This is a genomic window from Streptomyces sp. ISL-98 (assembly GCF_018614055.1).
GTDB lineage: Bacteria > Actinomycetota > Actinomycetes > Streptomycetales > Streptomycetaceae > Streptomyces > Streptomyces spiramyceticus.
The window spans coordinates 1-26101 of record NZ_JAGGPB010000116.1; the positions used below are offsets into that span (position 1 = coordinate 1).

Annotated in this window: 31 protein-coding genes and 3 pseudogenes; 19 read left to right on the plus strand and 15 right to left on the minus strand. The window is 69.0% G+C overall.

All coding sequences use genetic code 11. The features are described 5' to 3' along the window. Positions 1–41 precede the first annotated feature (41 nt). Complete coding sequence (locus J7I98_RS42090) at positions 42–302, minus strand: hypothetical protein (protein WP_308378133.1); 261 nt, start codon at positions 300–302, stop codon at positions 42–44. Here J7I98_RS42090 and J7I98_RS42095 point away from each other — a divergent pair. Beyond that, entirely contained in the window at positions 278–433 is a 156-nt protein-coding gene (locus tag J7I98_RS42095; protein WP_251021920.1) for a hypothetical protein, read from the plus strand. The genes J7I98_RS42090 and J7I98_RS42095 overlap by 25 nt on opposite strands. 105 nt (positions 434–538) lie before the next feature. Then, entirely contained in the window at positions 539–1474 is a 936-nt protein-coding gene (locus tag J7I98_RS40210; protein ID WP_214930004.1) for a DUF5996 family protein, read from the plus strand. Between the two features lie 42 nt (positions 1475–1516). Here the strand turns inward: J7I98_RS40210 and J7I98_RS40215 are convergent. The 3 genes and pseudogenes from J7I98_RS40215 to J7I98_RS40225 form a co-directional block, all read right to left on the minus strand. Next, a pseudogene (locus tag J7I98_RS40215) lies at positions 1517–1765 on the minus strand (UBP-type zinc finger domain-containing protein); the annotation flags it as partial. A 260-nt stretch (positions 1766–2025) separates the two neighbouring features. Further along, a complete protein-coding gene (locus tag J7I98_RS40220; RefSeq protein ID WP_214930006.1) occupies positions 2026–2268 on the minus strand; it encodes an IucA/IucC family protein in 243 nt (80 codons plus the stop codon). A gap of 149 nt (positions 2269–2417) precedes the next feature. After that, positions 2418–2696 carry a hypothetical protein gene (locus J7I98_RS40225; RefSeq protein ID WP_214930007.1) on the minus strand — a complete coding sequence of 93 codons (279 nt, stop codon included), beginning with the start codon at positions 2694–2696 and terminating at the stop codon, positions 2418–2420. A 34-nt stretch (positions 2697–2730) separates the two neighbouring features. Here J7I98_RS40225 and J7I98_RS40230 point away from each other — a divergent pair, with 34 nt between their 5' ends. Continuing rightward, positions 2731–4275 carry an IucA/IucC family siderophore biosynthesis protein gene (locus J7I98_RS40230; RefSeq protein WP_374225227.1) on the plus strand — a complete coding sequence of 515 codons (1545 nt, stop codon included), beginning with the start codon at positions 2731–2733 and terminating at the stop codon, positions 4273–4275. Between the two features lie 151 nt (positions 4276–4426). On the opposite strand, the gene J7I98_RS40235 is transcribed toward J7I98_RS40230, so the two are convergent. The 3 genes from J7I98_RS40235 to J7I98_RS42475 all read right to left on the minus strand — a co-directional run bounded on the left by J7I98_RS40235 (position 4427) and on the right by J7I98_RS42475 (position 8195). After that, positions 4427–6304, minus strand: a complete 1878-nt coding sequence (locus J7I98_RS40235) for an ABC transporter ATP-binding protein (protein ID WP_214930009.1) — start codon at positions 6302–6304, stop codon at positions 4427–4429. Positions 6305–6380: 76 nt separating this feature from the next. After that, the gene (locus tag J7I98_RS40240) at positions 6381–7859 is read right to left on the minus strand and encodes an asparagine synthase-related protein (RefSeq protein WP_214930010.1); all 1479 of its coding nucleotides are present in this window, start codon (positions 7857–7859) and stop codon (positions 6381–6383) included. A gap of 207 nt (positions 7860–8066) precedes the next feature. Further along, entirely contained in the window at positions 8067–8195 is a 129-nt protein-coding gene (locus J7I98_RS42475; protein WP_285438154.1) for a hypothetical protein, read from the minus strand. A gap of 141 nt (positions 8196–8336) precedes the next feature. Here J7I98_RS42475 and J7I98_RS40245 point away from each other — a divergent pair, with 141 nt between their 5' ends. Beyond that, on the plus strand, positions 8337–9713 hold the full coding sequence (locus J7I98_RS40245; RefSeq protein WP_214930011.1) for a hypothetical protein: 1377 nt from the start codon (positions 8337–8339) through the stop codon (positions 9711–9713). An 83-nt stretch (positions 9714–9796) separates the two neighbouring features. Here J7I98_RS40245 and J7I98_RS42480 read toward each other — a convergent pair whose 3' ends face one another. Further along, positions 9797–9931 carry a hypothetical protein gene (locus J7I98_RS42480; RefSeq protein ID WP_285438155.1) on the minus strand — a complete coding sequence of 45 codons (135 nt, stop codon included), beginning with the start codon at positions 9929–9931 and terminating at the stop codon, positions 9797–9799. A 356-nt stretch (positions 9932–10287) separates the two neighbouring features. Between J7I98_RS42480 and J7I98_RS40250 the strand changes: the two genes are divergently transcribed. Together J7I98_RS40250 and J7I98_RS40255 are read left to right on the plus strand one after the other, a co-directional pair. After that, positions 10288–11361 (plus strand): IS630 family transposase, encoded by a 1074-nt coding sequence (locus J7I98_RS40250; RefSeq protein ID WP_251021913.1) that lies wholly within the window; start codon positions 10288–10290, stop codon positions 11359–11361. A 152-nt stretch (positions 11362–11513) separates the two neighbouring features. Beyond that, positions 11514–11606, plus strand: a pseudogene (locus J7I98_RS40255) (IS5/IS1182 family transposase); the annotation flags it as partial. 32 nt (positions 11607–11638) lie between these two features. On the opposite strand, the gene J7I98_RS40260 reads toward J7I98_RS40255, so the two are convergent. Then, the gene (locus J7I98_RS40260; protein ID WP_214930012.1) at positions 11639–12043 is read right to left on the minus strand and encodes a hypothetical protein; all 405 of its coding nucleotides are present in this window, start codon (positions 12041–12043) and stop codon (positions 11639–11641) included. Positions 12044–12214: 171 nt separating this feature from the next. Here J7I98_RS40260 and sigJ point away from each other — a divergent pair, with 171 nt between their 5' ends. Next, complete coding sequence (gene sigJ / locus J7I98_RS40265) at positions 12215–13171, plus strand: RNA polymerase sigma factor SigJ (RefSeq protein WP_214930013.1); 957 nt, start codon at positions 12215–12217, stop codon at positions 13169–13171. A gap of 365 nt (positions 13172–13536) precedes the next feature. Here the strand turns inward: sigJ and J7I98_RS40270 are convergent, their stop codons facing one another. Then, positions 13537–14304 (minus strand): transposase, encoded by a 768-nt coding sequence (locus tag J7I98_RS40270; RefSeq protein ID WP_214930014.1) that lies wholly within the window; start codon positions 14302–14304, stop codon positions 13537–13539. A gap of 275 nt (positions 14305–14579) precedes the next feature. Between J7I98_RS40270 and J7I98_RS42100 the strand changes: the two genes are divergently transcribed. Both J7I98_RS42100 and J7I98_RS40275 read left to right on the plus strand, forming a co-directional pair. Further along, positions 14580–14771: a hypothetical protein gene (locus tag J7I98_RS42100; RefSeq protein ID WP_251021914.1), complete on the plus strand. Its 192-nt coding sequence runs from the start codon at positions 14580–14582 to the stop codon at positions 14769–14771. 48 nt (positions 14772–14819) lie between these two features. After that, entirely contained in the window at positions 14820–15323 is a 504-nt protein-coding gene (locus J7I98_RS40275; RefSeq protein ID WP_251021915.1) for an IS110 family transposase, read from the plus strand. Between the two features lie 124 nt (positions 15324–15447). On the opposite strand, the gene J7I98_RS40280 is transcribed toward J7I98_RS40275, so the two are convergent. Continuing rightward, entirely contained in the window at positions 15448–15837 is a 390-nt protein-coding gene (locus tag J7I98_RS40280; protein WP_214930015.1) for an ATP-binding protein, read from the minus strand. A 770-nt stretch (positions 15838–16607) separates the two neighbouring features. On the opposite strand from J7I98_RS40280, the gene J7I98_RS40285 reads away from it, so the two are divergent. The 3 genes and pseudogenes from J7I98_RS40285 to J7I98_RS42800 all read left to right on the plus strand — a co-directional run. Beyond that, on the plus strand, positions 16608–16943 hold the full coding sequence (locus tag J7I98_RS40285; RefSeq protein WP_214930016.1) for a MerR family transcriptional regulator: 336 nt from the start codon (positions 16608–16610) through the stop codon (positions 16941–16943). A 113-nt stretch (positions 16944–17056) separates the two neighbouring features. Beyond that, the gene (locus J7I98_RS42485) at positions 17057–17185 is read left to right on the plus strand and encodes a hypothetical protein (RefSeq protein WP_285438156.1); all 129 of its coding nucleotides are present in this window, start codon (positions 17057–17059) and stop codon (positions 17183–17185) included. Between the two features lie 3 nt (positions 17186–17188). Beyond that, positions 17189–17266 (plus strand): annotated as a pseudogene (locus J7I98_RS42800) (cold-shock protein); the annotation flags it as partial. Here J7I98_RS42800 and J7I98_RS40295 read toward each other — a convergent pair. Further along, entirely contained in the window at positions 17266–17826 is a 561-nt protein-coding gene (locus J7I98_RS40295) for a hypothetical protein (protein WP_214930017.1), read from the minus strand. The pseudogene J7I98_RS42800 and the gene J7I98_RS40295 sit on opposite strands and share 1 nt — an antisense overlap. A 262-nt stretch (positions 17827–18088) precedes the next feature. On the opposite strand from J7I98_RS40295, the gene J7I98_RS40300 reads away from it, so the two are divergent. The 5 genes from J7I98_RS40300 (at position 18089) to J7I98_RS40320 (ending at position 22147) form a co-directional block, all read left to right on the plus strand. Next, the gene (locus J7I98_RS40300) at positions 18089–18874 is read left to right on the plus strand and encodes a hemolysin III family protein (protein ID WP_214930026.1); all 786 of its coding nucleotides are present in this window, start codon (positions 18089–18091) and stop codon (positions 18872–18874) included. 414 nt (positions 18875–19288) lie between these two features. Continuing rightward, positions 19289–19492 carry a cold-shock protein gene (locus J7I98_RS40305; RefSeq protein ID WP_214930018.1) on the plus strand — a complete coding sequence of 68 codons (204 nt, stop codon included), beginning with the start codon at positions 19289–19291 and terminating at the stop codon, positions 19490–19492. 325 nt (positions 19493–19817) lie between these two features. Beyond that, a complete protein-coding gene (locus J7I98_RS40310; RefSeq protein WP_214930019.1) occupies positions 19818–21329 on the plus strand; it encodes a DEAD/DEAH box helicase in 1512 nt (503 codons plus the stop codon). Positions 21330–21375: 46 nt separating this feature from the next. Next, positions 21376–21780, plus strand: coding sequence for a CBS domain-containing protein (locus J7I98_RS40315; RefSeq protein WP_214930020.1), 405 nt, complete (start codon positions 21376–21378; stop codon positions 21778–21780). 55 nt (positions 21781–21835) lie between these two features. Next, positions 21836–22147, plus strand: coding sequence for an SCO5918 family protein (locus J7I98_RS40320; RefSeq protein WP_214930021.1), 312 nt, complete (start codon positions 21836–21838; stop codon positions 22145–22147). 105 nt (positions 22148–22252) lie between these two features. Here J7I98_RS40320 and J7I98_RS40325 read toward each other — a convergent pair whose 3' ends face one another. The 3 genes from J7I98_RS40325 to J7I98_RS40335 form a co-directional block, all read right to left on the minus strand. Further along, on the minus strand, positions 22253–22612 hold the full coding sequence (locus J7I98_RS40325; RefSeq protein WP_214930022.1) for a hypothetical protein: 360 nt from the start codon (positions 22610–22612) through the stop codon (positions 22253–22255). Between the two features lie 178 nt (positions 22613–22790). Then, positions 22791–23438 (minus strand): L-threonylcarbamoyladenylate synthase, encoded by a 648-nt coding sequence (locus tag J7I98_RS40330; protein ID WP_214930023.1) that lies wholly within the window; start codon positions 23436–23438, stop codon positions 22791–22793. 148 nt (positions 23439–23586) lie between these two features. Next, positions 23587–24228 (minus strand): carbonic anhydrase, encoded by a 642-nt coding sequence (locus J7I98_RS40335; RefSeq protein ID WP_214930024.1) that lies wholly within the window; start codon positions 24226–24228, stop codon positions 23587–23589. A gap of 594 nt (positions 24229–24822) precedes the next feature. Between J7I98_RS40335 and J7I98_RS42105 the strand changes: the two genes are divergently transcribed. Both J7I98_RS42105 and J7I98_RS40345 read left to right on the plus strand, forming a co-directional pair. Further along, the gene (locus J7I98_RS42105; RefSeq protein ID WP_251021916.1) at positions 24823–25011 is read left to right on the plus strand and encodes an SCO family protein; all 189 of its coding nucleotides are present in this window, start codon (positions 24823–24825) and stop codon (positions 25009–25011) included. A 295-nt stretch (positions 25012–25306) separates the two neighbouring features. Beyond that, entirely contained in the window at positions 25307–25918 is a 612-nt protein-coding gene (locus J7I98_RS40345) for a dihydrofolate reductase family protein (RefSeq protein WP_214930025.1), read from the plus strand. Positions 25919–26101 lie beyond the last annotated feature (183 nt).

Below are 26101 nucleotides of genomic sequence, written 5' to 3' on the forward strand. Positions count from 1 at the left end.
CCGGAGCTGTACCGGGGGACGGTACTGGTGGGCTCGCGTATTCAACTGTCGCCAGTTCTGGGGGGAAGCGAGGGTGACGCTGACCGTGTGTAGCGAGAGCAGCTCGGTGACCCGTTACCTTGCCCAGGCCGGCTTGGCCGGTGCCGCCGAGTGTGTTCGGTGGCTTCCCGGCTCCGATGCTCAGTCGTGAATCTCCGCTCGGGTACGTGCTTGTAGACCGTGTTCCTGCTGACGCCGAGGAGCTTCGCGATGGACGTGACGGTGTTCCCCGGGGCGGGTGAGCAGGTCCTGGCGTGACGCACCTGTTCCTCGGTCGTGGCCGGCGGGCGGCCAGCCGGGCGCCGCGGGCGCGGGCGTCGGCTCGGTCTTCATCATCGCCGTGGGCCAGCTGGTGCTCGGCCTCGTGGTGATACTCGTGGTGACCGAGGACTGACCGCGCAGGGCTCACCCCTCCCTCAGCGGGTGCCCGACGTCCCCTGCGGGGCCATGATGAGACTTCCCGGCCGTCGCGGAAACGCCGGGCGGGAAGGGGAATGTGATGGAGCTGTTCCCGCCGGTGCCGCTGGCGGAGTGGCGGGACACCAAGGAGACGCTGCATCGCTTCGCGCAGATCGTCGGCAAGATCCGCCTGGCCGCGAGCGCCCGGCGCAACCACTGGTGGAACGTCCCGTTCCATGTCACGGGGCGCGGCATCACCACGCGTCCGATGGGTGGGGTCGACGGGAATCCGATCTTCACGATCGACTTCGACTTCGTCGACCACCGGCTCGTCGTCGTGACACTGGACGGCGAAGAGAGATCCTTTCCGCTTCCGGGCCAGTCCGTCGCATCCTTCCACGACGGGACCATGGCCGCTCTGGCCGCACTGGGCGTCCGGGTGGACATCGCCATTCCCAGGCCCTTCGACCTGCCCGACGCCGACCGGCCGTTCGCCGAGGACACCGAGCACGCGACCTACGACCCCGTGGCCGCCAACCGCTACTGGCGCGTCCTGAGCCAGGTGGCGTCCGTGCTGGAGGAGTTCGCGGCAGGCTACTCGGGGAAGACCAGCCCGGTGCACCACTTCTGGCACACCTTTGACATCGCCCACAGCCGGATCTCCGGGCGCCGGGTCGACCAGCCCCGGCAGGTCGACCCCGTCACCCGGGAGGCGTATTCCAGGGAAGTGATCAGCTTCGGCTTCTGGTTCGGCGACGACACCTTCGGCGAGCCCGCGTTCTACTCCTACACCGCCCCCGAGCCCGCGGACCTGGCCGGGGAGCCGCTCAGCCCCGCGTCCGCGCAGTGGGTCGCGCACGGTGACAGCCACTTGGCCGTGCTGCGCTACGACGCGGCCCGCGCCGAGCCCGATCCTCGTGCTGCCGTACTCGCCTTCTACGAAAGCGCCTACCAGGCCGGGGCCGGACGCGCCGGATGGGACCCCGCGGCGCTCGCATGCCCCGGAGGCATCACGGACCCGGTCCGGCAGATCTGACGTCCGGACCAGGTGTCCAGCGGATTGAGCGGGTCAGTGGAGCTACCGCTTCCAGTCCGTCGGGACCTTGTCCCGGGGGCCCGGAGTGGACTGCGAGGCCGGGTACGCGGTGGGCGGGGCCAGCTGCGGCCCCTCGTAGTACTGATCGGTCTCAATGTCCCAGAACCAGTTCTCACCCGGTTCGAAGCTGGTCAGTAGTGGGTGCCCGGCCTCGCGCGCGTGCTTCGTGCCGTGCTGCCCGGGTGAGGAGTCGCAGCACCCGATGTGTCCGCAGGCAGCGCAGCGCCGCATCGGATGGCCGGTCAGACCTCGTTGGTTGCGTCTCTTCCAGAGCGACCAAGCCGATCAGGCGATGAGGCTGATTCCGTCCAGCCTTCCCGCATCGTCCTGACCTGTGACGGCGCGCCACGTCGATCGCTTGGTCCTGCAAGCCGGGTCATACCGGTTATGTAGGGGCAGCCGGTGGGCGATCATGTAAACCCGTACCTGCTCGGGCTGTGGAGCGCGGCAGGTGGGCGCGTCCGCATTCGAAATGGGCGATTGAGAATGCGTTACTTCGTATCCTCAGCGGCAGCGCTCGGCCTGGGGTGCGCCGGGATCAGAACCGCGTCGCCGTCCCGGAGTCCGGACGGCCACGGGCCGCGCACCGTGGCGCCCGTCACGGGTGCCAGCCGCAGGCCCACCACCGGACGGTGTTCCGGGGCGTACGCCAGCTGTTCGGTGGCCGAGAAGCCGGGGCGGGACCGGCAGCTGGGTACGGGTGGCCGTCCGGCGACCGCTGCTCCCACTCCCACGGGTGGGCGGGCGGCTCCGTCAGGCGAGGGGCCGTGCGGGACAGCGCCAACGAGACGGTACTGCGGTCGAGTTCGGCGGCGAAACGTGCCCAGCCCGGGACCGCCAGCGCCGCCATCATCAAGGCCGGGATGGTCGTACGGGACGCCGTTCAGCTCCAGCGAGCCGACTGTTGTCCCCTCGCCCAGGGATCCGACGGCGGGCCGTGCAGCCGGCGCCCGTCGGTCAGCCGCAGCGTGACGCCGTCGCCCCCGGACGTGCGGCTTGCGACCCAGGGCAGCGGCTCGTGGACCAGCCCGCGCCACGGCCGGGCCAGCACCGCAGCCCGCGCGCCGGGCAGAGCGGCGAGGTAGGCGGCGAGCAATTCCGGCCGCTCACGCCTCAGTTCGGGCACGAAGTCCCGTTCGGCGGCGGTACGGCACACACGCATGTCCTACGCACCCGAACACGGTTCACACATACTGATGTCGATGAACGCCTTCGCCCGGGCGGCCGATGCACTGGCCATAACGCCGGTGCTCAACTGCCTTCTTCGAGAAGCCGCCGTACCGGCCGGGGAACCGGTCGCCGGTCGTGTCGTCCACCGCCTACACGTCAGCGGCCGGCTGCTGCGCGTGCGCACCGGCCACCGGCCTGCGGCGCCCGAACTGTGGTCCGGCAGCACCTGGAGGCCCCTGGGGCACTCCGGACTCGTCGACCTTGCCATCCAGGAAATGCGCGCGGCCACCGGACGCTCCAACACCGCCCTGGCCGCCGAGATGACTGCCAGCCGCGCGGCCGTCGAGGCCCTCCTCGCCGCCCGGGCCTGCGCCACTCCGCCCGACGACCCATGGCTGCGCTCCGAACAGGCCCTGGTCATGGGCCACCCCTTCCACCCAGCCCCCAAGGCCCGCAGCGGCGGCGGCCCACCCGCCGCCTGGCTGCGCTACGCCCCCGAGGCGTACGCCCGCTTCCCGCTCATCCTGCTGGGCGTCCGCGAGGACGCGGTGATCGACGACGGCGACACCACGGCCCTCGACGCCTTGGGAGAGGCCCCATCCGGCTACCGCCTGCTGCCCGCCCACCCCTGGCAGCTCGACCTCGCCCACCGCCTGCCCATCGTACGCAGCGCCTTCACCGAGGGCCGCCTGCTGCGGCTGGGAACCACCCCCTGGCAGGCCCGGGCCACGTCGTCGGTGCGTACGGTCCACGTTCCCGCAAGGCCCGAACGCCCCGGGGCGCGCGGTGATGTGTTCCTGAAATTCAGCCTGGAGGTACAAATCACCAACGACGTCCGGCGAATGCGACGGCACGAACTGCGCCACGTACGCCGCACCGACCCGCTGGTTACCGCCGCCTTCCGGGCGATGGGCGGCCCCGCGGCCTGGCTGGCCGAACGCGGGCACCGCACGGTCCGCGGCCTTGACGAGGTGTTCCCCGTCCTCGTCCGCGATGGCCTGGACGGCCACGTGGTCCCCGGCGCCACCGCCGTCCTGGCCGCCTCCCTCCCCGAGGGCTTCGACGGCAGCCCCCTCGACCGCCTCACCGACCCGCTGCCCTGGTGGACGGCCTATCTCGGCTGCGTCGTCCCGCCTGTACTGGAGGCGTACGCCCGCCACGGTGTCGCGGTCGAGTGTCATCTCCAGAACACCCTGGTCGCCGTGGATACCGACGGCACCCCCGTGCAAGCCGTCTTCCGCGACGCTGAGGGCGCCAAGGCGATCCCCTGGACGCCTCGCGAGGCCGCCTGGCAGCGCTTGGTGTACTGCCTCGTCGTCAACAACCTCACTGAGATCGCCGGCATCCTTGCCCACCGCTTCCCGGGGGCCACCGTGGAGCTGTGGTCTGCCGCACGGCGGGAGTTCGAGCGGTACGCCAAGGAACGCGGCCTCTCACGGACCGAGACGGAGACGCTCCTCACCGCGCCGACAGTCCCGGGCAAGGCCAACCTGCTCTCCCGCTGGACCGACGCGGACGGCACCGACCCGCAATACCTCGCCGTCCCCAACCCCCTGGTCATGCGCCCGTGAAACGGTGTCAGGGAATCCGTGCCCGAGACCCGGCGGAGATCGCCACGGAACGTAGTCATTGCCAACGAAATCGCGGATTTGCTAATCCACTGCTAACGAACAGCCTCCATTGCTAATGGAGTCGCGGATCCTACACGAGTTCAGCGCCGGGTCACCGGTCCTGGGAAAGTTTGTACAGCTCGGCCAGTACCCCGCCGGAGTCGAGGAGCTCCTCGAACGTCCCGGACTCGGCGACGCGACCGCCGTCGAGGACGATGACGCGGTCGGCGATGCGGGCGTTCTCCAGGTTGTGGGTCACGAAGAGGGCGGCCTTGCCCGCAGCGAGCTTCTTGAACCGGCTGATCACGAGGTGCTCGGCACGCGGGTCCATCGCGGACGTCGGCTCATCCAGCATCAACATGGAGGCGTCCCTGTAGAACGCCCTGGCGACCGCGATCCTCTGCCACTGCCCGCCAGACAGGTCGGTGCCGCCCCAGTTGGAGCTGGCGACCAGGGTGTCCAGGCCGTACGGCGACTTCGCGATGACGCTGTCCGCGCCGGCCGACCGGGCGGCCTCCAGGAGGAGAGCGTCGTCCTCGGTGCGGGGCTGGCCGAGGTGGATGTTGGCGCGCAGGTCCATGGGCCAGCGGGTGTAGTCCTGTGGCACCAGGCCGACCCGCGCCCACACGCTGTGCGGGTCCGCCCCGGCGAGATCGGTTCCGTCCCAGGTCACCGTGCCGCTGGAGGCGATGCGCAGCCCCGTGAACAGGGCGGACAGAGTGGTCTTGCCGCTGCCGTTCTCGCCGACCAGGGCGACCAGTTCGCCGCGGCGCAGGGTGAGGCTGACGCCGTCGAGGGCCGGGGTCTCGGCGCCGGGGTAGGTGTAGGTGACGTTCTCGGCGCGGATCTCGGCGGGCCCGGCGGCCGGAATCTGGGTGGTGCCGCGTACCGCGCGCAGGGCCTTCGCACGGCGCAGGAAGGCTTGCCAGTCCTCCAGATACAAGCTCGTGCGGAACAGCCGTGCGGCGGCCATGACCATGGAGGTCAACGCACCGGTCGACGTCCGTACGGCGATCACCGCGGTGGCGGCGATGGCCAGGTCCATCCGCCCGGTCGCGGCGAGCCAGCCGAGCGCGACCCAGGTCGCCGCCAGCATCAGCCCGCTCAGGGCCGCGCCGAGCAGGGTGACGCGCAGGACGCGGGGCGCCGCCGCCCGGTGGGTGGCCTTGATCCGGTCGGTGATCTCCCGGTACCAGCTCGTCAGGAACCCGGCCATGGTGGTGGCGCGAACCTCGGCGGCGGTGCGGCGGTCGGTGGAGTAGTACCGGAGCAGGTAGCGCAGGTGGTTGTCCGAGATGTTCTGGTAGTCGGCGCGGTGCTGGATCCGGGCCGAGGCGATGGCGGCGGCCCCCTTGGGCACGACAGCCAGCAGCAGAAGAGGCAGCAGCAGGGGGTGAAGGATCGTCAAGACCGAGGCGGCGGCGATGAGCTGGGCGAGTGCGGAGACGAGGGCCTGGGCGTCTCCGATGAGGTTCTCGGTCGCTTCGGCGCCCTTGCCGGCGGCCTGGAGGCGGTCGGTGAATCCGGGCCGGTCGTACGCCTCCAGTTCCACCTCCGGGGTCGCGGCGATGATCTGGAGGTCGGCCTCGGTGGCGACCTCCGGGGCGAGCCGGGCGGAGGCGTAGGTGGCGAGCGCGTCGGCCCCGGCCCGCACCCCGGTGGCGGCGACGACCACGATCAGAGCGCCGGTTGCGGCGGACACCCGGTCGGCGACCGGGCCGCCGGTGAACAGGTGGTTCATGGCCCCGGGCAGCGCTCCGAGCGCGACCGCCGAGGAGACGGCGACGACCAGCTGACAGGCGGCGAGCCAGAGCATCGCGGGCCGGTCGGCGGCCCAGCCGAGGCGTGCGGCGGCGGCGAGCGTGCGGGGCAGCCGGGCGGCCATCTGCCACCAGGAGGCGTTCGCGATGTCCTCGAAGTGGGGGTCGCTCTGGTAGCCGACCTGCTGCGGGGAGCCGGAGGTTTTCGGGGCGGGTGAGGACGCGGTCACCCGCCCCATCCTGGTGCTTCCGCCGGGGCGGCCGGGGCCTTTTGAGCCGAAGTCGCCCGCGTGGTGGAGAAGCCGTCTACAGGGCCCGCAGGGCCAGCTCGACGGCAGTGATCAGGAACAGTCCGGTGCGGTACGGGGCCGCCTCGTCGGGCCCGAGCGCGGCACGCTCGACGGTCTCGGCGAGCACGGCCTGGTCAAGATAGCCCTGCTCGACCAGGTGCAGCTCCTTGCCCCAGCTCCTGAGTAAGCCGGAGGCGTAGCGGTGCACAGCGGTGTTCATCAGGTGCCCGAAGTTCTCCCGCAGCACCGGGTGCACCACCTCATCCGGCAGGCCCCGGGCAGCGAACCGTGTCGTCAGCAGCCGTTTGTCCCGTTTCCACTCCAGCGGAAGCCGCTGCCCGAACCGGACCAGGTCGGGATCGGTGAACGGGGCGATGGTCCACAGGCCGCGCCGGGCCAGCAGCGGGGTGGCGACCTCCAGGGCGACCAGCGCGGTCTCCGGCGCCACCGTGGCCGGAGAGATGCCGGTGTTGACGTCGCCGAGCAGGTCGCGCACCCGCTCCCCGCACCACGTCGGCGCTTCGGGCGTGGGTGCGGGCCCGCCGTCCGGGCGGCGCACCCGGGCGACTTCGTCGCCGCCGAACCCGGCGACCACGGTGGTGAGGCCGCGGGCCATCAGCGCCTGGGCGAGCGCGTCCGCGGCCTCCAGGTGCGGCTCATCCAGCGGACTGATCGCCTCGGGATGCGCGCGGCGCAGGCCGCCCGGGGCGAACGGCGGGTGGTCGGTGGCCGGCACCGTGACGTCCGGGGCGAAGTCGGTGTGCTCGATGACCATGCGGCGCCGGGTGATCTGCTGGGACTCGGCCTCGCCGCCGATCAGCAGCGCGCACGGCGTGATCAGACCCGGGTGGGCCAGGGCGAGGGAGAGGGCGAGGTTGGTGGAGTCCTTGCCGCCGGACAGCTGTGCTGCGGTCTGGGCCGGGGTGAGCGGGCGGCGGGCGTAGATGTGGTCGACGAGCGCCTCGAACGCATCGACGAGCTTGGCACCGCCGGTGTTCTCAGCGAGGTCAGAGGGCTGAGCGTGCTCGGCGGCAGCCGGGTAGGTCATGCGCAGGCCCTCGGTGTCCGCGTGCGCCGTCGACCGCTCGGAGAGCCGCTTGATGGTGGTGAACAGAGTGTCGTGCCCGTAGCGGGGGTGCCCGGTCAGCAGCCGCATGACCTCCTTCTCGTCCAGCTTCCCGGGCGCCTGGTGGGACTTGAGGTCCATCAGCTGCCACGAGGCGGTCAGCCGCCCGCTCTCGTACGAGAGGTAGAGCGGGCAGATGCCGCCGAGCCCGGTCTGGAGCCGGATACCGTCGGGGCCCGCCTCGATCCATACGGACTGGAGCGGCCAGGCGCCGCACTCCTCGACCGCGCGGGCGTACACCGCGCTGTCCACCCGGACCGGCGCCGTCGAGCGCAGCCGCGAGGCGCGGCCGGCGGCCCGCTCGCGGATCACCATCAGCGTCGCCGTGCCGTCGGTGACGGCGCGTGCCTCCAGCGCGGCGTTCGCCAACGGCCGGATGCGGTCGCCTCTCCGCGTCCAACAGCCTTCCCCCTGGTCACACCACTGCCACGGGCCCGTACTGGTCCGCAGGTCGACCGACATCGTCAACATCTGAACTCCCCTCTCAATGGCTGGCGGACATACGACGGGGCCCGCGCGGCGCAGGCCAGGCGCGGACCCCGGTAGTGCAGGTGGTGCCGTACGGGCGGTGCCGGATCAGTCCTCGAACCGGCCCTGGTCCGAAGACTCCTGCGGCTTCTCCTCGAAGCGCGCGGTGTCACTGGGCACGGCGGTGATCTCCGGCCCCGCGAACACGGACTCCCAGGGGCGACTCTGGTCCTTCATCACAAACCCCTTCCACTCGACCCAACCCCGGCGACAGAAGGTCACCGGGCTTCATCAATCAGTGAACTGGGCAAGGGAGTTGGGGGGTAGCGTACGGAGAGCGTGGAGCCGTATATCGGGTATACGGGCGAGGGGCAGGCCATGACCCAGCGCACTGCGAACCACCAGCTCAGAAAGCTCGTCGACGAGTCCGGGCTGCCGTATGACGGCGTCGCCCGTGCGGTGAAGGCCGTCGCGGCGGAGAGCGGGCAGCGGCTGGGGACGAACAAGTCGGCGGTCCACCACTGGATCGGGGGCGCCGAACCCTCCGGCCTGACCCCGGGATACCTGGCCGAGGCGCTCTCGCGCCGTCTGGGCCGCCGGATCACCCGCGAAGACCTCGGACTCGGTTCCCCAGTCGGCGGCGAAGATGACAGCATCGGGTTGACGCTGGACCTCGACCCCATCGAGACGCTGACCGCCGTGGGAGCCGCCGACGTGAACCGCCGCAAATTCCTCGCCGCCTCCGCCTTCTCCCTCGCTGCCACGACGCTCCCCTTGGAGACCGTCCAGGCCGCCGCCGCCCGGACCCGCACCGTCAGCGGCGGTGCCGTCGCCGGGCACGCGGATGTCGCCGCGGTGCGCGACATGGTGAAGGTCTTCATGGACATGGACGAGAAGCACGGCGGCCAGCACGGCCGCTCCGCGTTCGTGCAGTACCTGATCACCGATGTCCGCACCCTGTGCCGGTCCCGCTTCGCGAGCGAAGACGTACGGGCCGAGGCGCTGTCCGTCGCTTCCGCCGGCGCGCACTTGGCCGGCTGGAAGGCGTACGACTCCGGTGAACAGGGGTTGGCGCAGCGGTACTACTTGCAGTCCCTCGCGCTTGCGCGGGAGTCCGGCGTCCGCGGTCAGGACGGGTTCGTCATGCGCACCATGTCGCAGCAGGGCATGAAACTGCACCGGCCCGAACACTGCCTCGCGCTCGCCGAGACCGGCTGGGACCGCGCCAAGGGCCGGGTCGGCTCGCAGGTCGAAGCGCTGTTCGCCATCACCCACGCGCACGCGCTCGCCAAGACCGGCCAGAGGCCCCAGGCCCTTACCGATGTCGACCGTGCCCACGCCGCGCTCGCGGCCGGGGCCGACGACGACGTCCCGTTCTGGGCCCTGGTGTGGGGCCCGCCCGTCGCCACGGTCCATTCCCGCACGGCCAAAGTCCACGAGACGCTTGGCGATCGCAAGAACGCCGCCCTCCAGTACGCGACGGCCGCCGCAAGCCGTCCGGGGGCGACCTACGCGCGGATCATCGCCCTCGACCTCGTCGCGCAGGCCGAGCAGCAGGCCAAGCAGGGCGGAATCGAGCAGGCGTGCACCACCTGGGGCCGGGCGATCGACACCATGGCCGGGGTGCAGTCGACCCGCACCCTCAAGGCCGTCCGCTCGCTGCGCGGGGACCTGCGCCCCTACCGGGCCCGAGGGGTGCGGTGTGCCGCCGAACTCGACGAGCGGGCCCGCCTCTTCCTGGCCCAGCACAACTGACGCCAGGCGGCGGCTGTAGCGTCAGTTGTCGAACTGATCTCCGGGGCGGGAAGGCAAAGGCTGTGACGGTCCCCGCCCCGGCTCTACTCCGCGGCGGTCTGGTCCTCTTCCTCGTACGCATCGAAGGGACCGGCGGCGGGCGCCGCCGGTTCAGCGGTCGGGTCGTCCGGCTGTACCGGAGCGGGCCTCGCGCACTCGTACGTGAAGGGATCTTGCACGGGTCAGGGATACGCCGTGACCGCTCGCGGCGCGCGGGCCGCGCAACGTACGAGACTGAGGTGTACCGGCAGAACCGTTCCCTCTTCGCCTACTTGCACGAAGGGACGCCCCACGGCCTCATGCACCCGGATTCTCGCAAATGACCATCTGTGAGAGTTCTGAGAACGGCCCCCGAGTGATCACGTTTCCGCAGCCGAGCGCGGGGTCCGACCCCGGCCGGATGCGGGCACGGACGAAGTGCGGCCCGTCTGCCGGCAGCAGGCGAACCTGTGGGACCTAGTGTCTCGTGATCCTGTTCATGGAACCTGAGGCTTCTGTGATCGTTGTGTCTGGTATGGATCTCTCCTCTGAACAGATGGCTGATCTACGGGAGTTGGCGGGCTCGCGTGATGTTCCGGCTGATGTGGCGCTTCGGGCGCGGATCGTGTTGTGGTCCGGCGAAGGTCGGCGACGCAAGGACATTGCCGAACTCGCAGGGGTGGCACCGGTGACGGTGGACCGCTGCAAGGCCCGCTATGCCGCGCACGGTCTGGCCGGTCTGGAGGAGAAACGCCGTGGTGGACCTCGTGACCAGGTGCCGCCGCAGACACGCGGGCGAGTGATCGCTCTGACGCGGATGTCGCCGCCGGCCGATTCCGGGCTGTCGCACTGGTCCACACGGACGCTGGCCGATCACTTGAGACGGCGCGAGGGCATCTCGGTGTCCTGGCATTACATCGCCCGCGTCTGGCGCGAGGAGAATCTCAAGCCGCACCGCAGCGGCACCTTCAAGATTTCGAAGGACCCGGCGTTCGCGGAGAAGGTCGCCGACGTGATCGGCCTGTACCTGGCCCCGCCGGGCGGCGCGGTGGTGCTGTCCATCGACGAGAAGACGCAGATCCAGGCACTGGACCGGACCCAGCCCGTGCTGCCGGTGACCTTCGCGGCGAGCGAGAAGCGCACCCACGACTACGTCCGGCACGGCACCACGAACCTGTTCGCCGCCCTGAATGTCACCACCGGTGAAGTGCTCGGCGAGTGCAAGCCGAACCGGAACGGCAAGAACTTCCTGGCCTTCCTGAAGAAGGCCGTCAAACCGTACGCGGGGAAGGAAATCCATGTGGTCCTGGACAACCTCTCCACTCACACCACACCCGAGGTCAAGGAGTGGCTGTCGAAGAACCCGCATGTCCACTTCCACTTCACCCCCGTCGGCTCCTCGTGGCTGAACCAGATCGAGATCTGGTTCGGAATCCTGACCCGGCAATCGATCCGGCGCGGAACGTTCTCCAGCGTCAACGTCCTGATCAAGCAGATCCGCGACTACATCAACTCCTGGAACGAGAACGCGAAGCCCTTCACGTGGACCGCGACCGCCGGCGAGGTCCTCGCCAAGGGCCGGCTCGTCGCGACCAACGTCAGAAAACTCGTCAATAACAACGCGAACTGACACAAACAGGATCACGAGACACTAGAAGCAGGTGAGGACACATCTGAAGGTGGGACAGGTCCTCAAGAAGCGGATTAACGGCGTTGCCCAGCCCGGAGTCTTCCCCACCGAACTCGCCACCGCAGCTTGACGCGTTGGCAACGTGAGGTGTCTGGCGACTCCTCCGCAAGATCCGGTGCAGCACCAACCGCATCACTGACCTCGTCCGGGCCGTCCTTGCCCTGCACCTCGCCGCATCAGCATGAGGGTGGGGTGGCGGCGGTGGTTCGCGCCGCGGTTACGACCGGGTGCCGGAGCGCTGCGACAAGCGGGGGGACAGCACCTGGCCCAGCGCCAGCACGCTCAGGCCGAACATCAGGACGCCCAGGGGGACATGGAGCGACGGCATGTGCGCGATGCCCAGCACCACCTGCACCGAAGCGAGTACGAGGAAGCCCGACGCGTACAGGATGGGGCGGGGCGTTCCGCCGCCCGGCCGCCACGCCAGGATCGCGGCGAGCACGTACACCATCGATGCGCCGTACATCACGCGCGATCCGGCGTCGTGCAGTACCGCACCGTGGGACGAGGACAGCAGCATTCCGGCGGTGACCGCCTGGAAGGAGAGGGACAAGGTCTGCAGGGCGATCGCGACCTGCAGGAACGTGACGCTGCGCTGTTCTGCCGTCGTCTGTGTGGCCATGGCTCGGTCCCCTCTTCTGCCTCGCGGCGGTGGATCGGTAGTGTCTCGGTAGTCCGACGACGTGGGCCCGCGAAATGTGAGGCGAAGCGCCGACCTCACAGTCCGGTGCGGTGTTTCGTCGAAGTGGCGAGAGCGGAAGCGGACGAGAAGAACCAGGGAGCGGTCGCGACCATGAGCACCCCATCCGGGCCGGGGCATGACCGGTCCGAGCCGGGCCTGAGCGCGATCGTCGGCGAGCGACGACATCTGATCAATCTCGGCTACCGGCTGCTCGGTTCGCTGGCCGAGGCCGAGGACGCCGTGCAGGAGACCTACGCCCGCTGGTACGCGATGTCCCGGCAACGGCAGGAGGCCATCGCGTCGCCCGGCGCCTGGCTGACGACGGTGGCCACCCGCATCTGCCTGGACCTGCTCGGCTCAGCGCGGGTCCGGCGCGAGCGCTACGTCGGCGAATGGATACCCGAGCCGCTGCCCGACCGCACGGAGTGGATCAGCGGGCCGTCGGGGGGCGGCGGCAGGGCCGAGCCGGCCGACCCCGCCGACCGGGTCACCTTGGACGAGTCGGTGAACATGGCCTTCCTCGTCGTACTGGAGTCGATGACGCCGGCCGAACGCGTGGCGTTCATCCTGCACGACGTCTTCCGGTACCCCTTCGCCGAGGTCGCCGAGATCGTCGGCCGGACGCCGGCTGCCTGCCGGCAGCTGGCGTCCTCGGCCCGTCGACGTCTTCGCGCCGCGCAGGCTCCGGCGGTTCCGACGGCCGGGCAGGCCGGTCTGGTGCGGCATTTCAAGGAGGCGTGGGAGGCCAGGGACATCGAGGCCCTCGTCGATCTCCTCGACCCGAACGCCACGATGATCGCCGACGGCGGCGGACTGGTCGGCACCGTCCTCCGCCCGGTCGAGGGCAGCGAGCGCATCGCCCAGTACCTGATCCACATCGCCGACAAAGCCCCTGCGCTGACGCTCCTGGAACGGACAGTCAACGGCCAGCCCGGCCTGGTCGCCCAGCACGCCGGTGTCACCGTGACCGTGGCGGCGTTCAGCCTCACCAGCGGCCGCATCACTCGCATCTGGGCGATCCGCAACCCGGAGAAGCTCCGTCCGTGGACCGAGAACGGACAGAGCTGACACGGCGCCACCATCAGCTTGGAAAAGGCTCATCGTCTTCTTCGACTGGAGAAACGAACGAGTCTGGGACCATGCTGCGGTGGTCACGAAGTTCAAGAACGGCAAGGCCTAGGTGTCCGCGCACAACAAGAACAGGCTCAACAAGCCAATCGGCGAGTACCTGACCGGCAACAACCGGGGCACGGTCTACTCGATCGTCCGAGTCAAGCCCGGATGGTACTGAATGGTACTGACGCGCAAGCGTTCCGCACTGATCGGTGGGGCAGTCCTGGTGGTGGCCGCTGTGGCGGTCGGCATCTGAGGGTTGTCCCGTAATGATCTTGGAGTCGGTGGAGACGCGGTCGGTCGCTGTCCTGCCCGTTCGCCTATCCGGCGAGGGTGAGGTTGTGCAGGCGGGCGATGCCGAGCATGGCGTGATGGACGCCGTCGCCTTTGAGTCGGCAGTCGCGCAGGATCTTCCAGGCCTTCATACGGGCGAAGGTGTGCTCGACGCGGGCGCGCACTCGCTTGTGGGAGCGGTTGTGTTCCTCCTTCCAGGGCGGGAGGTCCTCGCTCTTGCGACGGCGGTGCGGGATGACCAGTCCGGTGCCTTGGTAGCCGCCGTCGGCGATGGTCATGGTGCGGCCAACGGCGAGCTTTGCACCGGACTCCTCCCAGCCGCGGGAGTCGTGCCGGTTTCCGGGCAGGGGCCGGCCGACCACGACGACCAGGCGGGTGTCGGCGTCGATGACGACCTGATGGGCGGTGGAATAGCGGTAGTTCTTGGACTGCTCGGCGACCTGGTGGTCGCGGGTGGGCACCAGGGTGCCGTCCACGATCAGCACGGTGTCCTTGCGGAACCGCTTGCGGGGCTGGAGCGCGAGCATCGGCCCGAGGTGGTCGATGATGCGGTCCGCTGCCGACTTGGACACCCCGAACAGCGGGGCGAGCTGGCGCATCGTCAAGTTCGTGCGCCAGTACGCCGCGACCAGCAGAGCCCGGTCCTCCAGCGGAAGCCCCCAGGGCCGCCCGCGCTGGAGCTCGGCAGCGGTCTCGCGGCGCACCGCGGTCACCAACTTGCCGAAGCAGCGCGGGCTCAGCCCGGTGAACGGACCTATCCAAGACGGCTCCGACGCCGTGATCACACCAGCCACACCAAGATCATCTCACCCGTGACCAGCGATTACGGGACAACCCTTAGTGGTCTCGTAATGCGTAGGTCTCGGGTTCGAATCCCGAAGGCGGCTCAAGAAAGCCCAGGTCAGAGCCTTGAAAGCCCCCCACGAAGATCGTGGGGGGCTTTTTCTGCGCCCAGATGGGAACATCCTGGGAACGCCGATTCTCCGATAAGTCTTCTATTAAGTCTTCTACGTCTGGATTTTTGCCAGTCGAAGACGGGCCGAGGGTAGCCTGATGCCGACTGGAGGCGTTGACCGCCGAGCACCTGATTCACCCGCGTCGCCGCGGCGAACGCGAGGCGCTGCGGGTCCTGCTGGCCACCCGTCAGGGCGCCGTCACCTCGTGCGCGGCGGCGATCAATCACCTCAAGGCGCCGATCGTGTCCGCGCCCGAGGACCTGCGGGCCGAGCTGCGCGGCAAGGGCCGCAAGGCGGTGATATAGCACTGCGCCAAGCTCCGGGAGCGGCCGATCCAGACCATCGAGCCTCGGATGACCGCGCGTGCACTGCGGTCCACCGCCGTTCGGGTCCAGGCGTTGCGAGCGGAGGCGGAGGAGCTGGAGGCCGAGATCGTCGTGCTGGTCGACGCGATGGCGCCCAAGCTGCTGCGATTGCCCGGCGTGGGTCCGATCAGCGCGGGTCAGATCCTGGTGAGCTGGTCGCACCCGGGCCGCTTCCGTTCCGAGGCCGCGTTTGCGGCGTTCGCCGGCACGCCGCCGATCCCCGCGTTCTCCGGCCTGACCAACCGCCACCGGCTGAACCGGAGGGGCGACCGGCAACTCAACCGGGCGCTGCACACCATCGTGCTGATCCGCATGCGCATCGACCCAGCAACCAAGGTCTACATTCAGCGGCGCACCACCGAGGGCAAGTCGCCTCGGGAGGCCCGGCGCTGCTTGAAGCGGTCCATCGCCCGCCAGGTCGTTAAACTGCTCGAACGGGGGCCGGCCGAGGAGAGCTTGACGGCCGCCAACAACCTCGCGATGGCCGCTTGACGGATATAGCAGCCTCGGAAACCGGCGCTGCAGGCAGCCGTCACGGCTGTCGGTACAGCGGTTATCGGTGAGATTGACCTTGGGGAGGCCACCGGTCACGCCGGGCGGCGGCGGCGCCTTGGCGCTACCGGGCGAGGAGGGCGCTTACGGTCTTGCCGCCGGCCGTGTGGCGGGTCACCGCGGTGGCGCGGGCGAGGCGGTTGACCATGGGCCAGCCGAAGCCTCCGGTGCCGCCGTTCAGGTCGGGGGTGCGCATGCGCGGGGCCTGCGGGCTGCGGTCGTGCACGGCCACCTCGATGCTGTCCGGGTGTGCGGTCAGGTCCAGGGTGCAGGTGCCGCCGCCGTGGCGCAGGGCGTTGGTGACGAGCTCCGAGACGACCAGGACCACGGTGTCGGCAGCCTCGGCTGCGATCGGTTGTACGAGACCTTCGAGGAAATCCCGGGCGCTCTCGCGTGCGCCGGCGACGGATGTCGAGGAGCGGACGGTTGCGACGCTGACGCTCATCGTGTCCATCAGGTCACCCTGGTCTCTGTCGTCAATGCCCGGTCCAGTCTGCCTGGGCTTGTGCCCCGGCCTGCGGCCGGTTAACCCGTCGGCAGTGACGGCCTCGCGCCTGCCCTCGTCGCTGTTCGAGGTCGATTACCTCCCTGCCGAACTCGCGGAAATCTATGTCGGCCGGAGTAGACATTGGGTGGTGGTGTGGTTATGGTTTCTCTCGTAGCCCAGAGAGACAGCAGGGCCTGGCAGAGACGAACTGCCGGGCAGCAGTACCCGCAGTTGCAGTTCGCAGTACCCAGCAGTGAAGTCAGTGAGCAGCACCTCGGTAAAGGCGTCGGCTGCGGGCGCGCGTACCGGGAAGTTCGGCAGTGGGGTTCTAAGCCAGAGCAGACGCAGGACGGGCGACGGGGCTGGCTGCCGAAGAGTGGCGCTGTCGCAGGCCACTGGGTAGTTCGCATCACCAGCAGTTCGCAGTAGAGCAGTACCAGCAGTACGCAGTCCCCCGCTTGGTAAGTAGTTGATCACCGAGGGAAGAACGGAGGAGCCAGGCGCCATCAGGATCGCCCGGGCGGAAGTCTTGAGTCCGGGTACCGCAGGACATCGATAGTGAGGTGGTCTCCGGTCAAGCAACCGCGATCCCCGCATTCCCTGCCCTCTCCCGGGTGGGCGTGCGGACACAGAAGGCCGGCGCGGCACTAGGGCCGGCAGATGGTGTAGCAGTTCCTTCGGGGCCTTGGTGCCGGTACGGCACCAAGGCCCCTCCACGCGTTCCACAGAGAGGTGCAATGACAGCAGACGATTCATTCGGCCGTCTCGATGACGACGACTACCCCGCCTACACGATGGGCCGGGCCGCCGAGATGCTCGGCACCACCCAGGGCTTCCTCCGCGCCGTCGGCGAAGCCCGCCTGATCACCCCATTGCGCTCCGAGGGCGGCCACCGCCGCTACTCCCGCTACCAGCTGCGTATCGCCGCCCGAGCCCGGGAACTCGTCGACCAGGGCACCCCCATCGAGGCCGCCTGCCGCATTGTCATCCTTGAAGACCAACTCGAGGAAGCCCAGCGCATCAACGCCGAATACCGCCGCACCGCCGGATTGGCGGGACCGCCCGTGGCTTGAGGCAGCGCGCCCGCCGGGTACCGGCGGGTCCCCGCACGCACGTGTCAGGGTGTGACGCAGGGTCGTCTCCCATGGTGGCAGGGTGCGGACATGTACCGTCCGGGCTGGCTGTCATGGTTCGGAAGGTCCCCTTCGCCCACGTCTACGGCGTGGGCGTTCTGCTGTGCCGTGCCGCAGGAACCAGGGCGATCACCTCCGCCTCCCGCACGTTGCGGGAGGCGTACACCGGCTGGACGGCATGAGACATGGCTACGGGAACGGTGAAGTGGTTCAACGCGGAGAAGAGCTTCAGCTTCATCCCGCAGGACGGCGGAGCAGACGTTCAGACACTCGTCCAGGCTTCGAGGAAGGCTTTGCGTCCAGCGGGATCGTCCGACCTGCCGTCGGCGTGCAGGACGCGCCAGGCGGTGAGTTCGAGATCTCGGAGCCATAGTTCTCCGATGACCTGTGTCTTGAGGTCGGGAAGGTGGTCGGACTCGGCGAGGGCTTGACCGATCACCTCCCCGGCCGCGACGCGTTGGGGCGGGGTCATCTCGTCGACAGCCGAGAGGATCTGTCGGGCCAGGGCGGTTCCTTCGCCTGTCAGGGATTGCAGCACCTCAGCCTTGATGTTGGCGGGTAGCAGGTAGGCGGTGCCCGAGGACCTCCACAGTTCCAACCAGAAGCGTTCGCCTGCCTCGGTGGGAGCAGGGAGCGCGGCCAGCAGCCCGAGGAGATGACCGATGGCCGCGTAGCCACCGGAGTGAGCAGCTGCGACGACTGCGATGCCGGCGACGCGCTCCACATCGAGATGGCTGGCTTCGAGGTCTGGAGCCAGACCCAACTGGAGTTCCAACTGGTCTGTGAGGGGGGCGGATACGTGTGGGCGGACTTCAGGAAGCATCGGCGATCCTTGCGGGTAGGCGAGCAGTGGTGCCCGTTCGGAAGCCCTGATCTTTCCCACGATCGGCCGGTCTACTCAGCCTCGGGGGCCCATCGGCGGGAACAAGAAGACCGGAGTCCACACGGCGGAGAAACAGCCCAGGGCCGGCGACTTGGGCCTGGATTTCAGGCCGACCTCTCGAAAGGGCTGCCCTGTGAGGTCTCTTTAGCATGAGCGCATGATTGCCAGTGACGCCCAGGAGTCCGTGGGAGGACGGGAAGCCATGTGCCGTGACGCCGCTGAGGTCGAACGTGGCCACGTCGTCTCAGAGTGTGGAGAACACCGCGAAGTCGGGCTGGCCCGCGGACCACAATGTGACGGTGCAGGAGAAAGTGGTCACTCGTTTGCCGCTCTGGTGGAGCAGGCGGCCGATCTGGCAGAACCGATCAAGCCGAGGTTGCGTGGCTGGCTCCATGCCGGAATGGTCCCCGCCGCGCTGATCGCAGGCATCGTACTCATCTGCCTGGCTCGCACCCCGCAGGCGGCCTTGGCCTGCGCCGTGTACTCGGTCACCGCCTGGCTGGTGTTCGCAACGAGCGCCATTTACCACCGCGGCACCTGGAGGCCGCTCGGCGAGGCTCTTCTGCGACGTCTCGACCACGCCAACATCTTCCTGATCATCGCCGGCACCTGCACCCCCCTGGCCGTGCTCCTCCTCCCGCCGGACCAGAGGTCCATGCTGCTGTGGATCGTATGGACGGGCGCATTGGCCGGCATCGCGTTCCGGGTCCTGTGGGTCGGAGCTCCGCGCTGGTTGTACACCCCGTGCTACCTGGCTCTGGGGTGGGCACCGGTGCGCTACCTGCCCGACTTCCTGCATACCGGCGGAGCGGCCGTACTCACCCTGATCGTGGCCGGCGGTCTCCTCTACAGCGCGGGCGCAGTCGTCTACGCCCTGAAGCGCCCCGACCCCTCACCCCGCTGGTTCGGCTTTCACGAGGTGTTCCACGCGCTGACCGTGGCAGCCTTCACCGCGCACTACATCGCCATCTTCCTGGCCATCTCCTGACCGCGCCCCCGATCTGTGTCGAGACCGGCTACACGGGCGGATGCCGGGCGAGATGGTGCCACCGGAACAGTTGTGCCCTCCGAGCCGTGAGCAGCGCCCGCCTTTCCTGAAACGCTACGGTCCGGGTGGGGCAATATCTATGGCCGCGAGATGAGGGTTTAACGCGCAGTGCGGGGAGTGTTTTTATGGCAGCCAACGGAGTGGAGTTATTTACCGTACATGGGCCGCTACCTCATGCTACTGTCGATCTCAGTTGCAGTTGTGGTTCCCAAAAACTTTCAAGCTCCTTCGCCGGAATTTCCCGGCCACTGGAAGCTTTTGTATTGCCGGTCTTTTTCCGGACGGGGCATCATCGCGGCGACCCGGTATCCGCGCATCGCGGGTCCCGGCGTACTGCCCCAAAAGAGATATGACGTGGCGTCAGGCACCGTGAAGTGGTTCAACGCGGCCAAGGGTTTCGGCTTCATCGAGCAGGACGGTGGGGGCGCCGACGTGTTCGCCCACTTCTCGAACATCGCCGCCGAGGGCTTCCGTGAGCTGCTCGAAGGCCAGAAGGTCACCTTCGACATCGCGACGGGCCAGAAGGGCCCGACGGCCGAGAACATCGTTCCCGCCTGACGCTGACGCGGACTTCGTAGCTGGGGCCCGCATCCCTCGGGGTGCGGGCCCCAGCTACGGACATTTCCCACAGCGGTGTCACCTGCGGGACAACACTGCCCGCAGCCCCATCCTCAGGGATGCGCGCCTTTTCGGAGCTGTACCGGTCGACGTCCGGGATTTCACGTCCACATGACGTCACCTATTTCATAGCTTGCATCCTGCACCGGATTCACTGCAGGCCACATTCCTTTTCGCATTCCATTCGGTTCGTTCTTGTGATTCCCCGCGCTGCTCTTTCGCTGCGGGAATTCCTTGATACGCGCCGTATCAAGGAAGGTTCTCGATGAACCCCACACGTACGAACGGCCGTTCCTCCCGCCCCCGCCGGACCGAGGGCCCCGCTTTCGGGTCCGGCGCCGGTTCGAGGCGGGGCGCCCGCTTCGGCTCGCCCGCCCCGTCCCGTTCCGGCGGTCCGGGCCGCTCGGGTGGCCACGGCCGGCGGCCCGCCGCGGTCCAGGGTGAGTTCGCCCTGCCGAAGACGATCACTCCGGCTCTGCCCGCGGTCGAGGCGTTCGCCGACCTCGACATGCCCAAGCAGCTGCTAGCCACACTGACCGCGCAAGGCGTGAGCGTCCCGTTCCCGATCCAGGGTGCGACCCTGCCCAACACCCTCGCGGGCCGCGATGCCCTGGGACGCGGGCGCACCGGCTCCGGCAAGACCCTCGCCTTCGGCCTGGCCCTGCTGGCCCGCACCGCCGGGCAGCGCGCCGAGCCCCGCCAGCCGCTGGCCCTGGTCCTCGTGCCGACGCGTGAGCTTGCCCAGCAGGTGACCGACGCACTCACCCCCTACGCCCGCTCGGTGAAGCTGCGGCTTGCGACCGTCGTCGGCGGAATGTCGATCGGCAGGCAGGCCAATGTGCTGCGGGGCGGCGCCGAGGTTGTCGTTGCGACGCCGGGCCGGCTCAAGGACCTCATCGACCGCGGTGACTGCCGACTGAACCAGGTAGCGATCACCGTCCTGGACGAGGCCGATCAGATGGCCGACATGGGCTTCATGCCCCAGGTCACCGCGCTCCTGGACCAGGTACGCCCCGAGGGCCAGCGGATGCTGTTCTCCGCCACCCTCGACCGCAACGTCGACCGCCTGGTCCGCCGTTACCTCACCGACCCGGTCGTCCACTCCGTCGACCCGTCCGCAGGTGCGGTCACCACGATGGAGCATCACGTGCTGCACGTCCACGGCGCCGACAAGCACCGGACGACGACCGAGATCGCGGCCCGCGAAGGCAGGGTGATCATGTTCCTGGACACCAAGCACGCCGTCGACCGGCTGACACAAGACCTGCTGAACAGCGGGGTGCGGGCCGCCGCCCTGCACGGCGGCAAGTCGCAGCCCCAACGCACCCGGACCCTGGCCCAGTTCAAGACGGGACACGTCACCGTGCTCGTGGCCACGAACGTCGCCGCCCGCGGCATCCACGTCGACGACCTCGACCTCGTCGTCAACATCGACCCGCCGACCGACCACAAGGACTACCTGCACCGCGGCGGCCGAACCGCGCGGGCCGGGGAGTCCGGCAGCGTCGTCACCCTGGTCACCCCCAACCAGCGCCGGGACATGACCCGCCTCATGACAGCGGCCGGCATCGTGCCCCAGACCACCCAGGTCCGCTCCGGCGAGGAGGCACTCGGCCGGATCACCGGCGCCCAAGCCCCCTCCGGCATCCCCGTGACCATCACCGCGCCGGTGGCCGAGCGGCGTAAGCGCAGCGCGGCCTCACGCGGCCGGCGCAGCCCCGCTTCGGCTGCCCGGCGCATGACCGGGCGGCAGACCTCCTTCGACGCGGCGGCCTAGAAACTTCGTGATCAGGAAACTGGCCCACCACTGCAGGAGGCACCTTTTGACGCTGGTTCAGATGCAGCCCCGCTCGACGAACGCCACCCCCGTGCACAGGACGGTGGCCGACGCCATGGACACCGCCGGACCGCAGGTCTGTGACGACATGACCGTCGAGGTGGCCCTGTCCGTCATGGCCAGCGCCCGCACCGGGCATCTGCTTGTCTGCGACGACAGCGGCCTGTGCATCGGACTGGTCACCCAGGCTCAGCTCACAGCAGCCCGTGACAGCTCCACGTACACGGACCGGATCCAGCTGCGCGACATCCTGGGCGATCGAGGGCCGTTCACCTCTCCCGTGACCACCCTGGCCGAAGCCGAGCACGCGATGCGCTACCGCCGGCTCAATGCCCTGCCTGTGGTCGACGAACACGGCAGAACTCTGGGCGTCCTCGCCCTTGCCCGCTGAACCGCCTCAACCGCGGCAGAACCATCCCCCTTCGTCCCTCTCCCTGTGAGGCGTCATGCGCTGTGTCATCGCCCGCTTCCCGTTCGACCTCACCAAGAGCGGCGTCCTGGAATCGATGAAGGGCATCAAGCCCGAGCAGGCTTCCGGCGAGTCCGTGATCATCGGCAGACGCACCTACCCCGTCAAGCAGGTCGGACAGGTCGTCACACGCCAGGACCGCCGCGACTTCAGCGCCGGCGAAGTCCTCCGGGCCATGACCCAGCTCGGCTTCACCTGCCGCGGCCTTCCCCCGGCCCCCGCGCCCACGCGCGTTCTCAACCCGCTCCAACAGGCTTCCGCGATGCTCGGCGCCCCTGCGGCCGTCTGACCGACAGGGAGGCGCGAGCCGGCGTCAAAGCAGCGGTGAGGGTCCGACCGGAATGCGCCGGTCGGACCCTCACCGCTACCGGGGGTCTCTCGGCGCGACAGTGGGTCAGTGGTCGGAGTAGCTAAAGTCGCCGATGGTCCAGGCACTGACGTCCTCGATCGCCACGCGGTACATCCCGCCCGTCTCCGGGATCCCCACCGCGCCCTGCAAAATCCGCGCCACATGGAAGTGCAGATGCCTGGGCGGCCCCTCCTCACGCGTCGCAGCGGTGAACACGGCGGAGAAATCGCTCAGGCGGGCCGAGTCCGCCAAAACCTCCGACACCCGCTGCCTCCAGACGACTTCGGGAGCCAGCCGCCCCGTGATGACAGCACCACCGGCGACCACGGTCAGAGACATCTGATTGCTGTGCCCGGACTCCACCAGAGCGGCGACGTCAACAAGCAGTTCGTCAGGCTTCGACATGAGAGACGATTTTAATCACGAGCCGTCCGATCAGCTCAAGCAGTGGTACTCCACGAAAAATGCAAGATCGAACTGCGCAGACGACGATGCCGGAGGCGGGGGCGGGTGGCGACAGCTTGATGGTCCGGGCCCTGTCGGCCAGCGTCCCCGACAGTGAACGGGCCCGGCTCGCGGCGCCTCAGTGGGAGTCCTGCAGTTCGGGTACGACCTCGCGCAGCTGCTCGGTGCTGAGCGCGCCCGCGCGGAGCAGGACCGGTGCCTTGCCGGTGACGTCCACGATCGAGGACGGCACGGCAGCCGAGGTCGGGCCGCCGTCGAGGTAGACGGAGACGGAGTCGCCGAGCATGTTCTGTGCGGCGTCGCAGTCCTGCGGGGACGGCTGCCCCGTCAGGTTGGCGCTGGAGACCGCCATCGGCCCGGTCTCGGTGAGCAGGTCGAGGGCAACGGGATGTGCCGGCATCCGGACCGCCACCGTGCCGTGGGTGTCGCCGAGGTCCCACTGCAGCGACGGTGGGTGGCGGGCGACCAGGGTCAGCCCGCCTGGCCAGAAGGCGCGCACGAGCTGCCATGCCTGGTCGGAGAAGGCGGTGACCAGGTCGGGCAGGGCGTCCGGGGAACCGACCAGTACCGGTGAGGGCATGTGGCGGCCCCGGCCCTTGGCCCGCAGCAGATCGCCAACGGCCTTGCGGTTGAAGGCGTCGGCGCCGATGCCGTACACGGTGTCGGTGGGCAGCACGACGAGCTCACCACAGCGCACCGCCGAGGCGGCCTCGCGCAGCCCGGTGGCACGGTCGGAGGTGCCGGAGCAGTCGTAACGACGAGACATTGTTGTTCTCCATCTGACCGGAGTTCTCACCCGGCATCTACTCGTTCACCGGCAGGCTATCGGCACGGCCCGGCTGCCCTCCGGCGGTGCGGTGAACGAGAGGAGAGTGTGGTAACGGCTAGACGGAGACCGGGGGCCGCCTCAGGCGTCACGGTGCGGAGCTGACGGGAACGTCGAGGCCGCGGGCCGTGACCAGTTGGGCGCTGCCGTCGGTCAGCCGGTAGGACAGGCCCACCACGGCGGTCCGTCCGGCCTCCACCTTCTCGGCCAGCACCCGGGAGCGGTCCAGCAGCAGGTCGACGGTGTGCCGTACGTGCTCGGCTATGACGTCGCCGTCCTGGGTGAGACCAGCGGCGCGGGCGGCCAGCACGCTGGGCGTGACCCGCTCGATGACGTCCCGCACGTACCCGGTCGCGGCCACCCCGTCCTCCACGGCGGCGCGGGTGGCCGCGACCGCGCCACACGAGTCGTGGCCGAGCACCACTACCAAGGGGCAGTCCAGCACGCTCGCCCCGTACTCGATGCTGCCCAGCACCTCCGGCCCCGTCACGTGGCCCGCTGTGCGGACCACGAACAGGTCACCGATCCCTCGGTCGAAGATGATCTCGGCGGCCAGCCGAGAGTCGGAGCAGCCGAACAGCACGGCGAACGGGTGCTGGACCGGCGCGGTCTCGGCGCGGCGCGCGGCGTCCTGGTTCGGGTGCTCCGGCGCCCCCGAGACGAACCGTTGGTTGCCGGCCAGCAGCATCTTGAAGGCTTCAGCGGTAGTCAGCGTCGAGGTGTCAGTCATGGCCGCAGACTACGACCAGGCCCAGGTCACCGCCCGGGGAGGGGTTCACCCCGCCCGTCACCGCTTCGTCGGCAGTCCCAGACGCCGGGCGAGGGCGGCCTCAGCCTGGATCCTCAGCGCGCCGACCGAGCCGGTCACCCCGCTGCGGCCAGGGGCACCGGAGGCCGGCGGAATCGCGAGACCCGGTACTTCTGAGCCACAGACCGCTCCGAGATCTCCGGGTCCAACCGCTTGTCCCGGCGGATCCGCTCGTACAGCCACCCACGCGACCTTCGCACGCACAGTCTCCTAACGACCGTGATCGACGACGCACAGCGTGACACGGCCAAACGGCCCTACCCGCCCATTACGCCGAAAGCGGCATGTCACACACCGCCAGACCGAGTGGCTCCCAATCTCATTGCCGAAACCATGGCTCCCGTTCTCACTGCCCCACCGGCTCTACTTGACGTTGTCCAAAACAGCACGGCACTGGAAAACCCGTTCACCAAGCCCAACTGGTCCTCACCGACACCACCGGCAAGCCCTTCGACCTGCGCCAGCACACCGCAGGGAAGACGATGCTGGTCGTCTTCGACTACACCAACTGCCCTGATGCCTGCCCGACCGCCAGACATCTCCGTGGCACTGGCCAAGCAGCCAGCCGCGGTCCGCGACAACACCCGCGTCATCTTCATCACCACCGCCCCCGAACGCGACACCCCGACCAGCCTCAGAAAGTGGCTCAAGTCTTTCGGCCCGAACTCCACCGGACTATCGGGCGACCTGGCGCCGCGGTCATGAAGGCCGCGCTCAGCCTGGGGATCTACGTCGAAGAGCCGAAGAAGCACCACGACGACACCGTCACCTCCGATCACGGCGCCCCCCGGTCGCGGCCTTCACCCCTGCCGACGACAAGGCCCACCTCGTCTACACCGCCGGCACCACCCCTGGATGCCCTCGTCCACGTCTCCGCAGACACCCCTTGATATTGATCGCCCGAGGATGCGCCGCGGGGTGACCGATGAGTTTCCGCACGTCACGAAGTCTGAAAGGGCGGGGACGGATGTCTCCCTGCCCGAGAGAGAAGTGGTGCGCAATGAGGTTGGTACTGCAGGAGTTCCTGTCGCTGGACGGCGTCTCCCAGGGGCCCGGCTCCCCGGACGAGGACACCAGCGACGGGTTCGCCCAGGGCGGCTGGTTCGTGCCGCACCTGGACGAGGCATTCGACCGGGTGGCCGCCACCTGGCTCGGCAAGGCGGACGCGTTCCTGTTCGGCCGCCGTACGTACGAGAACTTCGCTCGGGACTGGCCGGCGATGACCGACCACCCGAACGCCCGCATTCTGAACGGCTCGCCGAAATACGTCGCCTCCCAGACCCTGACCAAGGCTGGGTGGGAGCCGACCACGATCCTGTCCGGCGACATCCCCGCCCAGGTCGCCGAACTGAAGCGCCAGCCCGGCCGCGAGCTCCAGATCCACGGCAGCGCCCGGCTCGGCCAGTCCCTGCTGGCAGCCGGCCTGATCGACGAGCTGCGGCTCGCGATCGCCCCGGTGGTCGTGGGCAGCGGACGACACCTGTTCCCGGACGGCGGCACCCCGGCCGGCCTGCGCCTGCTGCACAACGAGACGACGCCGAGCGGAATTGCGGTGCACGTCTACGAGTCGACGGGCCTTCCGAAGTACGGGACGTACGGGGCCGACGCGTAGGCGCCGGACCGGACTGATCGAAACGGGTCGCCGGACGCAAGATCTCCCCGGGCATCCACTGACCCCTTGGAATTGATCATCGTACGTCCAGCAGTCCGGGCGTCATCGCGACCCAGAAGGGATGTGAACAGATGTAACCGGACGTCAAGCTCAGGACAGCCAGCCGGTGCAAGTCCGGTCCGG

What these genes read in the sequence shown, in the direction of transcription:
- J7I98_RS40245 (WP_214930011.1), top strand. Translation starts at nt 8,337, where the DNA reads ATGACCCAGCGCACTGCGAACCACCAGCTCAGAAAGCTCGTCGACGAG.
- J7I98_RS40260 (WP_214930012.1), bottom strand. Translation starts at nt 12,043, where the DNA reads ATGGCCACACAGACGACGGCAGAACAGCGCAGCGTCACGTTCCTGCAG.
- J7I98_RS40280 (WP_214930015.1), bottom strand. Translation starts at nt 15,837, where the DNA reads ATGGACACGATGAGCGTCAGCGTCGCAACCGTCCGCTCCTCGACATCC.
- J7I98_RS42105 (WP_251021916.1), top strand. Translation starts at nt 24,823, where the DNA reads ATGCCTGCCCGACCGCCAGACATCTCCGTGGCACTGGCCAAGCAGCCA.
- J7I98_RS40275 (WP_251021915.1), top strand. Translation starts at nt 14,820, where the DNA reads ATGACCGCGCGTGCACTGCGGTCCACCGCCGTTCGGGTCCAGGCGTTG.
- J7I98_RS42485 (WP_285438156.1), top strand. Translation starts at nt 17,057, where the DNA reads ATGGTTCGGAAGGTCCCCTTCGCCCACGTCTACGGCGTGGGCGTTCTG.
- J7I98_RS42475 (WP_285438154.1), bottom strand. Translation starts at nt 8,195, where the DNA reads ATGAAGGACCAGAGTCGCCCCTGGGAGTCCGTGTTCGCGGGGCCGGAG.
- J7I98_RS40300 (WP_214930026.1), top strand. Translation starts at nt 18,089, where the DNA reads ATGTGCCGTGACGCCGCTGAGGTCGAACGTGGCCACGTCGTCTCAGAG.
- J7I98_RS40345 (WP_214930025.1), top strand. Translation starts at nt 25,307, where the DNA reads ATGAGGTTGGTACTGCAGGAGTTCCTGTCGCTGGACGGCGTCTCCCAG.
- sigJ (WP_214930013.1), top strand. Translation starts at nt 12,215, where the DNA reads ATGAGCACCCCATCCGGGCCGGGGCATGACCGGTCCGAGCCGGGCCTG.
- J7I98_RS40250 (WP_251021913.1), top strand. Translation starts at nt 10,288, where the DNA reads ATGGCTGATCTACGGGAGTTGGCGGGCTCGCGTGATGTTCCGGCTGAT.
- J7I98_RS40320 (WP_214930021.1), top strand. Translation starts at nt 21,836, where the DNA reads ATGCGCTGTGTCATCGCCCGCTTCCCGTTCGACCTCACCAAGAGCGGC.
- J7I98_RS40325 (WP_214930022.1), bottom strand. Translation starts at nt 22,612, where the DNA reads ATGTCGAAGCCTGACGAACTGCTTGTTGACGTCGCCGCTCTGGTGGAG.
- J7I98_RS40210 (WP_214930004.1), top strand. Translation starts at nt 539, where the DNA reads ATGGAGCTGTTCCCGCCGGTGCCGCTGGCGGAGTGGCGGGACACCAAG.
- J7I98_RS40330 (WP_214930023.1), bottom strand. Translation starts at nt 23,438, where the DNA reads ATGTCTCGTCGTTACGACTGCTCCGGCACCTCCGACCGTGCCACCGGG.
- J7I98_RS40225 (WP_214930007.1), bottom strand. Translation starts at nt 2,696, where the DNA reads ATGCGTGTGTGCCGTACCGCCGCCGAACGGGACTTCGTGCCCGAACTG.
- J7I98_RS40295 (WP_214930017.1), bottom strand. Translation starts at nt 17,826, where the DNA reads ATGCTTCCTGAAGTCCGCCCACACGTATCCGCCCCCCTCACAGACCAG.
- J7I98_RS40230 (WP_374225227.1), top strand. Translation starts at nt 2,731, where the DNA reads ATGTCGATGAACGCCTTCGCCCGGGCGGCCGATGCACTGGCCATAACG.
- J7I98_RS40285 (WP_214930016.1), top strand. Translation starts at nt 16,608, where the DNA reads ATGACAGCAGACGATTCATTCGGCCGTCTCGATGACGACGACTACCCC.
- J7I98_RS40335 (WP_214930024.1), bottom strand. Translation starts at nt 24,228, where the DNA reads ATGACTGACACCTCGACGCTGACTACCGCTGAAGCCTTCAAGATGCTG.
- J7I98_RS40310 (WP_214930019.1), top strand. Translation starts at nt 19,818, where the DNA reads ATGAACCCCACACGTACGAACGGCCGTTCCTCCCGCCCCCGCCGGACC.